The sequence below is a fragment of the Larsenimonas suaedae genome, from assembly GCF_023712105.1.
GTDB lineage: Bacteria > Pseudomonadota > Gammaproteobacteria > Pseudomonadales > Halomonadaceae > Larsenimonas > Larsenimonas suaedae.
Genome location: NZ_JAMLJI010000003.1, coordinates 37,763 through 50,263, shown reverse-complemented (window position 1 = coordinate 50,263; position 12,501 = coordinate 37,763). Strand labels below are relative to the sequence as shown.

Below are 12,501 nucleotides of genomic sequence, written 5' to 3'. Positions count from 1 at the left end.
CGTGAGTGTATTCAGTTCAAGTGAGCCGGTGACGTCACCGCTTGGCAAGGTCTCCGAGTATCCGGATCGCTACGACCCGACGCTGCTCTTTCCGATCGAGCGCGCCGGCAACCGCGGCCCGCTCGGCATCGAAGACAGCGCGCTGCCGTTCATCGGCGCCGATGAATGGCAGGCCTTCGAGCTTTCCTGGCTCAATGCCCGCGGCAAACCGGTGGTTGCCATCGCACGATTCAGCGTGCCGGCGCATTCGCCGCGTCTGATCGAGTCCAAATCCTGGAAGCTCTATCTCAATAGCTTCAACCAGACCCGCTTTGGCAGCACGGTCGAGGTGCGGGAGTGCCTGGAGCGCGATTTAAGCCACGCCGCCAGTGAAGAGGTCGGCGTGGCCCTGTTCGGTGTCGATGACGCCCTGATGGCCCCCGGTGCGCTTCCGGGAGTGTGTCTGGATGAGCTCGACATCGAGGTCGCGAACTATGAACCCGACGCCGGCCTGATTCGCACTGTCCCCGACTACGCCGAAGAGACGCTTTACTCGCATCTGTTGAAATCGAACTGCCCCGTGACCGGTCAGCCCGATTGGGGCAGCGTCTTGATTCAATACCGCGGGCCGGCGCTCGATCATGAGGCGCTTCTTGCCTATCTGATTTCCTACCGCAGCAAGCAGGAATTTCATGAGCACTGCGTCGAAAGTATTTTCATGGACCTGATGACGCACGCCGCTCCTGAATCGCTTCTGGTCATGGCGCGCTACGTGCGCCGCGGCGGGCTCGACATCAGCCCCTGGCGGGCGACGCAGGGCCACCCGGCGCCGGAGCTTATCCGGCTCGTACGCCAGTGACAGGGTAGGGAAGACAATGACCGAAACCGATGACATGAACGCACTGACACTCCTTTTTGAGCGCCAGTCCATGGGTAAGCTTGCCTGGCCCGAGCCGACGGCGGCGCAGATTGAGACGCTCTACCGCGCGGCCCTTCGGGCGCCGGATCATGGCGCGCTGACTCCCTGGCGCCTGATCGAGATTCGCGGTGAAAACGCGCTCGGCCAGCTTGGCGATCTTTTGGCCGAGGCCGAGCGGGCCGACACCCCGGACGTCGATGCTCGACGCTCCGAGGCCACCCGCGCCAAGGCGCTCAGGGCGCCGCTGGTGATCGCGGTGGTCGCTGCCATCAAGCCCGGTCAGCCAAAGATCCCCAATTCCGAACAGCTGCTCTCCGCCGGCTGCGCGGCCCACGCCATACTCTTGGCCGCGCACGCCCAACACCTTGGGGCGATGTGGCGGACGGGCCCCTACGCCTACCATTCGGTCGTTCACAAGGGTCTTGGCCTTGGCGAACACGACGTGCTGGTTGGGTTTGTGTATGTGGGGCAACCGGCTGGCCGAACGCGGGATCTGACCCCGCGTCCGCTCGAGGACTTCGTTGAGTCGTGGCCAAGTGCATGACGCGCCTTGCAATTGCGCGTCGAACGCGATAGAGTGTGCGCCGTTCTGAAGGGGTAACCGTTCAGGGCAAAAAAAATGCGGAGGGGTGTCCGAGTGGTCGAAGGAGCACGCCTGGAAAGTGTGTAAGTCGAAAGGCTTCGAGGGTTCGAATCCCTCCCCCTCCGCCACAGAATTTAAAAAGCCAGCTCATTTGAGCTGGCTTTTTTTATGCCTGAAAAATGGGCAATTTTATTGGGACGTTCAATATGCTCGCGCGCCGCGAAAGGTCGCGTGTCTTTGTGGTTCATGGCATTTTGAAGCGGGCTGGAACAGCCGATGCTCAGGCTTTTGCGTTTTGATATAACCTTCCTCGTGGCGCTGCGGACACGTCTTGCAATCGTGTATTGCTTTTAAGTATTGCAATGTCGTTCTAACGTGCGTGCAACAACAGACGTGTGTTTTATCAATCGAATCAGATTGTGCGCAGAGCCTTCGCCGTTATTGACCACGTCCGAACATCATCGAGGGGATGCCTTGAAACGTGTTTCTAGCCTCAAGCGCGCGTGTTGGCGCGCAGCACTTGCCGCATGCGTGTGGGGTGCCTTTCCGCTTGCTGCTGCGGCCCACCCCCATGGCTGGGTCGATATCAGCGTCGAGGGCGTCTTTGACGCTCAGGGCCGGCTTACGGCGCTGAATCAACACTGGCGAATGGACCCGCTCTACAGTCAGGTGCTGATGGAGGATATCCAGCGCGAGGCAGGGGCGGCGTCTCTGGAGGCGCGTCTTGACGCGCTCGGGGTCGAGATACGCGATAACCTCGCGCGACAGCACAACCTCACCCAGATGCGCCTGGAGGGGCGCGACGTCGCGCAGGCCCCGGTGACCGAGATGACGACCCGCTACCGCGATCGGCGTCTGGTGTTCAGGTTCACGCTTCCGCTTGCCGCGCCGCTCAGCCTGGCGGGCCGCACCTTCCGCTATCAGGTGTTCGACCCGACCTATTACATCGAGATGCTGCACGAGGCCAACGAGCAGGGCACTGAGCCCCTGCCTTCTGCCCTGCAGCTTCGGGGTGCGCCGAAGGGCTGCACGACGACCATCATTGAGGCGTCGCCTGATCCGAAAAAAGTAGCGGAGGCCGCGATGCTTGATCGAACGCAGCAGGGCGAGCCGGATCTAGGGCGCTTTTTTACAGAGACCGGGGAAATTTCATGCCCCGGGTGAGCGTGAAGACTGCGTTTTGGGGGCCGCTTTTCGTGTTGATCGCACTTGGCGCCGTTGGCTACGTCTCGGGCTGGCACCACCAGGTGATGGTGCGCATCGTCGTGTGGCAGGGCCGGCTTTATCACGCGCTGGTCGATGCGATCTCGGCGCTCGAGCGCGCCCCGGATGTGACTGCATGGAGTGCGCTCTTGGGCGTCAGTTTCGGGTACGGGGTGTTTCATGCAGCGGGGCCAGGGCATGGCAAGATCGTTCTGAGCACGTATCTGGCCTCCCAGGGTGGGGCGTGGCGGCGAGCGCTCGGGCTTTCGGCCATGGCCTCCCTGCTTCAGGGGCTTACGGCGGTGCTCTTGATTGCCGTACTGGTGTTCGGGCTCGGGTGGTTGACGAGAGAGGCAATGGGCAGTGTCGAGCACGCGGAGCTTGCAAGCTTTCTGATGGTGACGCTGGTTGGCGTGTGGCTGTGCTGGCGTTCGGTGATTCGCCTGCGACGCGCCCTGGCGGGCTCGGATACGGCCATTACCGAACGTGATCGGTCCATTTCGAGTATGTCTGCGCCTTCGAGTTTTTCTCCGCCGGCGTTCGGTTCGATGGTATTTGCGCCTTCGACGCCTGCCCACCGTCACAGCCCTCAGTGCGGCTGCGGCCACGAGCACCACATTGGCCCGGATACCGCCCGTGACTGGCGCGTAGCGCTACTGACCGTGCTGTCGATCGGGGTTCGACCCTGCAGTGGCGCCGTGTTGCTTTTGGGCGCAGCGGCGCTGCTCGATCAGTTCGGGAGGGGCGTGATTGCGGTATTTGCGATGTCGCTTGGAACCGCGCTGACCGTAACAGCCCTTGCGCTATTGAGCGTGGTTGCCCGCGACTGGGTCTCTCGTCACATGCGGCCAACCAGGCATCGCAGGCCTTGGGCGGCCTGGATCAGTCTGGCGGGCGGCGCACTGATTCTGGCGCTTGGGCTTTCGTTGACGCATGCCAAGTGGCAGAGCGCCTCCAATGAGGCGCCGCCCATGCTTGGGAGCCCCGACGCTGGACCTCGTTCCGAGCACGCCGGTGGTCTGATGGGCGGCGGTTGACTTGATGCGGGGGCGAGGTCGCGGCTCAGCTCGGCACCTCTAGGGCACCGACGCTTCGTTTGAGTTCGGCCTCGATCAGATCGACAAAGGCGCGGGTACGCGTCGAGATGCCGTTGCGATCGGGGTAGATCGCAACGATTTCAAGCGGGGCCGGGGTGTGATCAAGCGTCAGCTCGATCAGTTCTCCCGTGGCCAGATACGGCTCGCAAAACGCGGTGGGAATGATGGCGTAACCGATGCCGGCCAGGGCACCCGAGATCAGCATCTGGCTGCTGTCGACCCGGTAGCGGCTGGTCGTTCGAAGCGTTACGGCCTGCCCCCTGTCATCGAGAAACACCCAGGGATTGGCCTTGAGCGCGGTCAACGTCGAAATGCAGGGCTCTCCAGCCAGGGCCTTGATCGTGGCTGGTGGTGAGCGATCGCCCAGAAGGGACGGCGCGATCACCACCGAGCTTTTCATGGTCAGAAGCGGTCGAATCACTTGAGTACTGTCGGCCTTGTCGCCCCGGTGGTAGGCGATCGACACATGGACGTCACGCCGAACCGGGTCCAGCGGCGCCATGCTGGTAATGCATTCAAGCTCAAGGCTCGGATGCGCCTTGGTGAACTGCGCAATGCAGCCATTGAGCCATGTCACACCGAATTCCGAGGGAATGGCGACCGTCAGGGTGCCGCTGAGCGTGCCCTGATGACTCTTGACGTCGTCGCCGAGGTCTTCAAGTTCCTCGATCAATGGGCGCGCGCGTTCGGCCAGCGCTCGGCCTTCTGCCGTCAGCCTCAAGTGCCGTGTGCTTCGAAGAATCAGTTGCTGACCGAGCTGGCGTTCGAACGCTTTCAGTTGGCGGGCAAGGGTGGAGTTGGGGATGCCCAGTACTCTGGAGGCGGCCAGAATCGATTCCTGCTCGGCCACCGCCAGAAAGAGTTTCAAGTGATTGAGGTTCAAGTTTTTCTCGTTTTAGGGAAGGTGTTTCTTAAAAACTAGGATTGTCGGCGTGGCCGGTCAACCTTAGCGTCTTGGGACGTTGGAACGGACCAGGAGAACAAGAGATGGCTGAGCGGTACGTAGAAAGTGGGCACCAGGAATGGCAGGAGGCGTTGCGCTCCTTGATTCATTTCGAGGGCCACGATGAAGCGCGTAGTGTGCTCAAGATGCTCTCGGAGGAATCGATGCGTCAGGGGGGTGAGCCAACCGAGCTGCATTCGCCGCACCGCAATTCGATTCCGGTGGCGCAGGAGCCGGCCTACCCGGGCGATCTAGCGCTTGAATCCAGGCTGCGTGCGGCAATTCGCTGGAACAGTATCGCCATGGTGGTGCGAGCCAATCAGTACGATAAAAGCCTGGGTGGGCACCTGGCGAGTTTCATGTCGAGCTGCACGCTGTACGAGGTGGGGTTCAATCACTTCTTTCGTGCGCCAGGCCCTGGTCATGGCGGTGATCTGGTGTATTTTCAGGGCCACATCGCCCCCGGCATCTACAGTCGTTCCTTTCTGGAAGGCCGCCTCGATGAGTCCACGCTTGATCGCTTCCGCCAGGAGGTGGGCGGCGGTGGGCTGTCGTCCTACCCGCATCCGTATCTGATGCCGGAATACTGGCAGTTCTCGACTGTCTCCATGGGGCTCGGGCCGATACAGGCCATCTATCAGGCACGGTTGATGCGCTATCTGGATCATCGCGGCATAACGCCACTCGAGGACCGCAAGGTCTGGGCATTTCTGGGCGATGGCGAATGCGATGAGGTGGAAACATTGGGTGCGCTCCCGCTTGCCAGCCGAGAGCGGCTGGGGCATCTGATTTTCGTGGTCAACTGCAACCTTCAGCGCCTCGACGGGCCTGTGCGTGGCAACGATCGGGTGATGGATGAACTGGAGCGCACCTTTCGGGGCAGCGGCTGGAACGTTATCAAGGTCGTGTGGGGCAGCGAGTGGGACCCGCTGTTCGCCGCCGATCACGACGGGGCCCTGCAGCACTGCCTCGATACCACCGTCGATGGCGAATATCAAAGCTTCAAGGCCCAGGGTGCGGTCTATACGCGCACGCATTTTTTCGGAAAATCGCCGACGCTCAGTGAGCGAACGGCGGCGCTTTCTGACGAGGCCATCGCGCAACTCAAGCGAGGGGGGCATGATCCGAAAAAAATTCATGCCGCCTATAAGCGTGCGACCGAGGGCGATAATGGCCGACCCACCGTCATTCTGGCCCACACCGTCAAGGGCTACGGCATGGGCCCTGAAAACGGCGAGGCCGACATGGAGGCGCATAACATCAAGACGCTCTCAGTCGATGGGCGCCGGGCACTTCGTGATCGACTGGCCCTTCCAATCGAGGATGTTGAGCTCGAGCAGGGGATGCCGTATTACCGGCCGGCTGAGGATGCCCCGGAGCGCCACTACCTCATGGCGCGAAGAACCCTGCTGGGTGGGACGCTGCCGACCCGGCGCGCCGCCCGTCGCAGGCTCGAAATTCCGCCGTTGACCGACAAGGCCTTTGCCAGCCAGTTGAAGGGCTCCAATGAGCGCGCGGTCTCGACCACAATGGCGTTCGTGCGCGTATTGAGTGGGTTGATCAAACACAAGGCGCTGGGGCCGAGCCTTGTTCCGATCGTGCCTGACGAGGCGCGCACCTTCGGCATGGAAGGGCTCTTTCGACAGGTTGGCATCTATGCGTCCGAAGGTCAGAAATACCGGCCGGCCGACGCCGGGCAGCTCATGTCTTACCGTGAGGATCAGCGCGGCCAGATTCTGGAAGAGGGCATTACCGAGGCGGGCGCGATGGCCTCCTGGATCGCTGCCGCCACGGCCGGGGCCAATCACGACGCCACTTTGATTCCGTTTTACATTTTCTACGCCATGTTCGGGTTCCAGCGGGTGGGCGATCTCGCCTGGGCCGCCGGCGATATGCTGGCCCGGGGATTTCTGGTCGGCGGGACGGCCGGGCGTACCACCATCAATGGCGAAGGGTTGCAGCATCAGGACGGGCACAGTCATCTAAGTGCCGCGGCCATTCCCAACTGCCGCAGCTACGACCCAACATACGCCCATGAAATCGCGGTCATCGTTCAGCACGGTCTCAAGGACATGTTCGAACACGGTAATGAGCGGTTTTATTACCTGACCGTGATGAACGAAACCTACGTTCATCCCCCGATGCCGGAAGGCTGCGAGGAGGGCATTATTCGAGGCATGTATCTGTTGAAGGCGTGCGCCCCGACAGATACCCCAATTGTTCAGCTGATGGGCTCAGGCACCTTGTTGCGCGAGGCCGAGGCGGCGGCCGAGTTGCTGGCCGAGCTGGGTATTTTGGCCAATGTCTGGAGTGTGACCAGCTTTAACGAACTTCGCCGTGAGGGATTGGCGTACGACCGGCGCCGATTGCGGACATTTGATGCCTCGCTCGAGGCGCCCTGGGTAACGCAGCAGCTTGAAGTGCACGAGGGTCCGGTGATCGCCGTGACCGATTATTTGAAGCTTTACGCCGACCAGATTCGAGCGTGGGTGCCCGGTGAGTATTACGTGCTGGGCACCGATGGGTTCGGGCGCTCGGATACTCGAGAAAAGCTCAGGCAGTTTTTCGAAGTGGACCGCTTTCACGTCGCCTTCACCGCCGTGGATGCCCTTTATCGACGCGGCGACATTTCGAGCGAGCTTTTAGAGCACGCGCGCACGGCTTTTGCGATGGTTGCCGACAAGCCATCCCCGCTTTGCTGCTGAGGGTCGAAATAATGCTGACAGATGATGTCGATACGTTCACGCCAGTAGCGCACGCCGCGCCAAAGGTGAGGCGCTACGCCCGCGAGCTTGGTGTGCCTCTGGCGCGCGTTCACGCAAGCGGCCCGCGTGGGCGTATTCTGATACGGGATGTGCAGGCGTTTGTGCGCCAAACGCTTGATCTATCGGGCGTTCATAGCGAAGAAAGGGAATAAGCATGGCATGAGTGTCGGCCGGCAAGGTTCATCGCGCATATTGTGCTGGCCCGAGTTTGTTTACAATCATCGCCTATCGTTAGTCTTTCGTCGGCTATGCCCCGAGATTTAGTCTCGCGGTGTTGCTCGGACGCTCAGAAATTGCCCAAGGAGAACTGGATGCACGTCGTCATGATGCTGGCTCACAAGGATAAAGAGCAGCTCGCGCTTTTGATTGATTACTACTGTCAGCATGAGGTCGGCGTGGTGGTACATATCGATGCCAAGCAGGAACAGTTGCACCAGGCGCTGAGTCAGCATTATGCCGGCAACGAGCGTGTCGTCGTGCTTGAGCGTCCGGTACGCGTCAACTGGTCGGGCGTATCGCTGGTGGAAGCGGAGCGCCGCCTCATGCGTTCTGCATTAACGTGTTTTCCCGAGGCAGAGTACTTCCATTTGGTGAGCGGTGATTGCCTCCCGGTCCTGCCGCCTGCCCAGTGGGCGTCAATCCTTCAGGGACGAACCAGTCTTGAGTCCCGTCGGCTTCCCGAGTTTGAGTGGCGCATGCGCTGTTATATGCCCTTTGGTGAATCGCCGAAAAACCGAACCTTTGCCTATCGGTTGACGTCTCTTGCGCTTCGAAAGCTTCAGCTTATGCTGCTACCCAAGCGCTCCAATTTTGGCGCCGAGGCTGAGCTCAAGGGCAGTCAGTGGTTTTCGATGACATGCTCGGACATGAAGGCTGTTGATGCGGCGTGCGATGACGCCTTTATGAAACGGCTCAAGCATACGCGGTGCTCGGATGAGCATTTCATGCAGATTCTTTTTGCCGAACTTGGGCTTGATTTCGATAACGACGACCGGCGCTATATTCAATGGGAAAGCGGCAAGGCCAGCCCCGAGTACTTAAATGATCGACAGATTTCCGAAGCCGCCAAATCGCGAACGTACCTGTTTGCCAGAAAGGTCCAGCGTGAACAGATGCAGACGTTTTTGACATCGTAATCAAAGAAGATGGAATCAAAAAAGCCAGGCTAAGCCTGGCTTTTTCTTTTAAGAATGCCCATTTCGCCAAGCGAAACGGGATCCAATCTATTTATTTGTAATCAGCATGGTGTGGGTAGGCGCTTTTTCGCTGCTTGCGCGGGAGCAGGCGCGCTCTCAGCATATCGCGGGTACGGGTGACCACCTTTTCCTGAAACAGGATGCAGCTAATCAGCAAGACGCCCATATACATGGGGTACATCCAGATCGAACGGTCAGCGCTCATGGCAATTTGGGCAAGTTCAGAAATCGGCGCGGACGTGGTCATGACCTCCCAGCCAGCGTACAACACCTTTTCAGCCTTGGACGCGACCATTTGAAGCGGAATATGCAGCGCAAAGATTGAAAGCGACGCCACGCCCAGACGCGACAGCCATTGACGTGCGGTGGTACCGAGCTGCCAGTTGGCGTCGGCGCAGAGAAGGACCAGCGCCAGCTGAGATGGCAGCAACAGGCCATTATGAGCGAGGTAGTACCACTGACCGCCGACAAAACGGTACAGCAGGGCGGTTGCCACGAAGCAGGCCACGATGAAGACGGTGGTCGCGCGCTTGCCATTCGGGCTTAAAAGGGTCGAGAGCCAGGCCGGCCGTGCGCGGTAAAGGGTGTAGAGCAGAATACCGGAGAGGAACTCGGGCAGACGAATAATCGGGTTGCGGTGCATCAAGCCGTGGGCCATGGGTGTGACCGTGTTGCTGAAAAACATGTAGAACGCCGGCAGAGCGTAGAGAGTGCAAACGGCAACCAGCAAAAGTGTCGGCCGACGCGTCGCGTTGAGTCGGGGGGCCATATATGGGAAGCAGATGTAGAAAAACAGCAGTGCTGACAGTGACCATGCCGGTTGGTTGAAGAGCGTGTAGCATGGGTTCCACGCCTGCAGCAGCGTCAGGTTCAGCCCGATATTGGCCAAAAGGCCCTGGAAGCTCAGTGCATAGGCGGTTGTATCCGGCGCGATGCTCGACCATCCGTTGACGTTATGGTCGACCATGACGCTTCCAAGGTTACCGGAGGCTGTCATTGCCAGCGGGATGGCAAGCACCAGTGCAAAGATATGGATCGGGTAAAGCGAGGTGAGGCGCTTTATGAAAAAATCGCGCTTGGCAATGGCCTGTTGCTTGCGTCCGAGGTAGACGTGGGTCAGCAAAAAGCCCGACAGTACGAAAAAGGCACTGGTCGAGAAAAAGCCCAGACTCAACAGGCTGTGAAGCCAGGGAATCGATTCGATTTCAGGATAGTTCTTGAAGGTGTGAAAAAGAACCAGATAGATGGCGAGGCCGAAGCGCAAGCCATCCAGGGCAACAAGGTTTTCTTTTGGTGCAGCCATAGGATCCATCCCGGGAAATATTTCACATATCATCCTCCCGAATTAGAGTTGGCTGCTGTGCAGGTTCGGTTTCCTAGAGTTACTTATATGTGCGTTAAGTTACATTAAAGGCGTGTCCTTTCAGGGTTTCTGCTGTAATGGTGAAAGGGCATAGCCGTAAAAAAGCACTTTTTGCTAGTATGAAGCCATCGCGGAGTCGACTCCGACAGATGACCTATTACTGAGCGCAATCAAGGAGCGTATTCGTGAAATTAGGGATTATTGGGCTTGGCCGCATGGGGGCCAACATCGCACGGCGCTTAATGGATGCTGGACACGAATGTGTGGTGTTCGATGCCAATGCCGACACCGTTGCAACGCTTGGTGATGACGGCGCACAGACAGCAGCCTCGCTCGACGAGCTGGTCGAGGCACTGCCGGCCCCCCGGGCCATCTGGTTGATGCTGCCGGCCGGTGACGTGACCGAGCAGACGGTTGAAACCCTGAAGGGTAAGCTTTCAAGCGATGACGTTCTGATCGATGGCGGCAATGCCAATTTCAAGGATGACGTACGTCGTGCGGAGTCGCTCCAGGAAGCGGGTATCCATTATATCGACGTTGGCGTATCCGGCGGTGTCTGGGGTCGTGAGCGTGGCTATTGCCTCATGATCGGAGGCGAGCAGAACGTCGTCGACCGTCTTGACCCGATTTTCGAAACGCTGGCGCCGGGTGTGGGTGACATCGACAAGACCCCGCGTCGCGAAACTCGCGACCCCCGTGTCGAGCAGGGGTACATGTATTGTGGACCCAACGGCTCGGGCCACTTCGTGAAGATGGTCCATAACGGCATTGAATACGGCATGATGCAGGCGTTTGCCGAAGGTTTTGATATTCTGAAAAGCCGCGGCAAGGAAGAATTGCCCGACAACATGCGCTATGACCTCGAGCTTGCCGACATCGCCGAGCTTTGGCGTCGCGGCAGCGTCATCTCTTCATGGCTTTTGGATCTTACGTCGATCGCGCTGGCCGAAGACAACGACCTTGAGCAATATACCGGTAAGGTCAACGATTCTGGCGAAGGCCGGTGGACCATTGAGGCGGCCATCGAGGAAGCGGTGCCGGCCAACGTGCTTTCGGCGGCGCTGTTCACGCGCTTCCGCTCTCGCTCGGACAATACCTATGGCGAAAAACTGCTGTCAGCAATGCGCAAGCAGTTTGGCGGCCACGTGGAAACACCGCCCGACGCGTCCTCCAAGTAATACCACGGTAGGATTTGATGACAAACGACGCTGCCCAGTGCAGCGTCGTTTTTTTAGTTTATGGATCAACGACACGATATGAATGACTCGACGTGGGACGTCGTTATTATCGGTGCCGGCGCGGCCGGGCTGATGTGCGCTTTGACGGCGGGCTATCGGGGGTGTTCGGTGCTGGTGCTTGACCATGCCAACAAGCCCGGCAAAAAAATTCTTATGTCCGGAGGGGGGCGCTGCAACTTCACGAACCTCAATTCAGCGCCGACTGATTTCTTCTCGCAAAACCCCCATTTTTGCATTTCAGCGCTTAAGCGCTATACGCCCGCGCACTTTGTCGAGTTGATCGAGCGTCATGGCGTCGAGTACGTCGAAAAGGCGGCAGGTCAGCTGTTTAGCGCCACGTCCAGCAAGGCCATTCTCGATGTACTTTTAACAGAGTGCGATTGGGCTGGTGTCGAGCTTCGGCTCAAGACGTCGATCGAGAGTGTCGACTGGTGTGATGAAAACGCATGCTACACCCTTGCGACGCCGAAAGAGCGCGTCGTGGCACGCTCTTTGGTCGTCGCAACAGGAGGGCTTTCGATTCCGTCGATGGGGGCAAGTGGGTTCGGCTATGAGCTTGCTCGTCAGTTCGGGCTCGAGGTGTTGCCAACGACTGCAGCACTGGTACCGTTTACTTTCAGCGACCTCTGGAAAGATCGATTTTCGGAGCTTGCCGGCATTACGGCAGATGTCGATGTGGAATGTGGGGGTGTTCATTATCGTGAACCGCTACTGATGACTCATCGCGGCTTATCCGGCCCGGTGATATTGAAAGCATCGACCCATTGGCAGGCCGGTACGCCGATTACGATCAACTGGCTGCCGGATACCGATGCTTCTGAAACCCTGAAGGAGCGTCGCATGAGTATGCCCAGGCGGCGGGTGTCGACATGGCTTAAAGAGAAGCTTTCTCAGCGGTTGGCTGGGGCATTGGCTGAGTGGTTCGAATTGGAATGCACCTTTGCAGAGCTTTCCAATGCGCACTGTGAGCGGATCGGTGCGTTACTCAATGCAATGCGTCTTACGCCATCAGGTACGGAAGGGTGGCGAACGGCTGAGGTCACTCTGGGCGGGGTGAATACGCATGAGGTTTCGTCAAAAACCCTTGAAGCCAAGCTGCAGCCTGGTCTCTATTTTATCGGCGAGGTGCTTGATGTGACCGGCCAACTGGGCGGCCACAACTTTCAATGGGCCTGGGCGTCTGGTGTCGCATGCGGTAATGCATTGAAAAAATGA

At 59.1% G+C, this 12,501-nt stretch carries 11 protein-coding genes and 1 tRNA gene; 10 read left to right on the top strand and 2 right to left on the bottom strand.

Translation table 11 applies throughout. The features are described 5' to 3' along the window. Position 1 precedes the first annotated feature (1 nt). The 5 genes from queF to NAT49_RS09750 all read left to right on the top strand — a co-directional run bounded on the left by queF (position 2) and on the right by NAT49_RS09750 (position 3,721). Complete coding sequence (queF, locus tag NAT49_RS09770) at positions 2-838, top strand: NADPH-dependent 7-cyano-7-deazaguanine reductase QueF (protein ID WP_251593668.1); 837 nt, start codon at positions 2-4, stop codon at positions 836-838. 16 nt (positions 839-854) lie between these two features. Continuing rightward, the gene (locus NAT49_RS09765) at positions 855-1,442 is read left to right on the top strand and encodes a nitroreductase family protein (RefSeq protein ID WP_309619159.1); all 588 of its coding nucleotides are present in this window, start codon (positions 855-857) and stop codon (positions 1,440-1,442) included. 79 nt (positions 1,443-1,521) lie between these two features. Beyond that, positions 1,522-1,609: transfer RNA gene (locus NAT49_RS09760), tRNA-Ser, on the top strand. 346 nt (positions 1,610-1,955) lie between these two features. Next, positions 1,956-2,645: a DUF1007 family protein gene (locus NAT49_RS09755; RefSeq protein ID WP_251593663.1), complete on the top strand. Its 690-nt coding sequence runs from the start codon at positions 1,956-1,958 to the stop codon at positions 2,643-2,645. Continuing rightward, a complete protein-coding gene (locus NAT49_RS09750) occupies positions 2,633-3,721 on the top strand; it encodes a nickel/cobalt transporter (RefSeq protein WP_251593662.1) in 1,089 nt (362 codons plus the stop codon). Before NAT49_RS09755 ends, NAT49_RS09750 begins: the two co-directional genes overlap by 13 nt. 25 nt (positions 3,722-3,746) lie before the next feature. On the opposite strand, the gene NAT49_RS09745 is transcribed toward NAT49_RS09750, so the two are convergent. Then, complete coding sequence (locus tag NAT49_RS09745; protein WP_251593661.1) at positions 3,747-4,664, bottom strand: LysR family transcriptional regulator; 918 nt, start codon at positions 4,662-4,664, stop codon at positions 3,747-3,749. 104 nt (positions 4,665-4,768) lie between these two features. On the opposite strand from NAT49_RS09745, the gene aceE reads away from it, so the two are divergent. The 3 genes from aceE (at position 4,769) to NAT49_RS09730 (ending at position 8,625) form a co-directional block, all read left to right on the top strand. Then, positions 4,769-7,429 (top strand): pyruvate dehydrogenase (acetyl-transferring), homodimeric type, encoded by a 2,661-nt coding sequence (gene aceE / locus NAT49_RS09740; protein WP_251593660.1) that lies wholly within the window; start codon positions 4,769-4,771, stop codon positions 7,427-7,429. A gap of 11 nt (positions 7,430-7,440) precedes the next feature. Further along, positions 7,441-7,641, top strand: coding sequence for an E3 binding domain-containing protein (locus tag NAT49_RS09735; RefSeq protein ID WP_251593659.1), 201 nt, complete (start codon positions 7,441-7,443; stop codon positions 7,639-7,641). A gap of 159 nt (positions 7,642-7,800) precedes the next feature. Next, on the top strand, positions 7,801-8,625 hold the full coding sequence (locus NAT49_RS09730) for a beta-1,6-N-acetylglucosaminyltransferase (RefSeq protein ID WP_251593657.1): 825 nt from the start codon (positions 7,801-7,803) through the stop codon (positions 8,623-8,625). 91 nt (positions 8,626-8,716) lie between these two features. Here NAT49_RS09730 and NAT49_RS09725 read toward each other — a convergent pair whose 3' ends face one another. Beyond that, positions 8,717-9,988, bottom strand: coding sequence for an acyltransferase family protein (locus NAT49_RS09725; RefSeq protein WP_251593655.1), 1,272 nt, complete (start codon positions 9,986-9,988; stop codon positions 8,717-8,719). A gap of 245 nt (positions 9,989-10,233) precedes the next feature. Between NAT49_RS09725 and gnd the strand changes: the two genes are divergently transcribed. After that, positions 10,234-11,226: a phosphogluconate dehydrogenase (NAD(+)-dependent, decarboxylating) gene (gene gnd / locus NAT49_RS09720; RefSeq protein WP_251593653.1), complete on the top strand. Its 993-nt coding sequence runs from the start codon at positions 10,234-10,236 to the stop codon at positions 11,224-11,226. A gap of 78 nt (positions 11,227-11,304) precedes the next feature. Next, positions 11,305-12,501 carry a BaiN/RdsA family NAD(P)/FAD-dependent oxidoreductase gene (locus NAT49_RS09715; protein ID WP_251593651.1) on the top strand — a complete coding sequence of 399 codons (1,197 nt, stop codon included), beginning with the start codon at positions 11,305-11,307 and terminating at the stop codon, positions 12,499-12,501.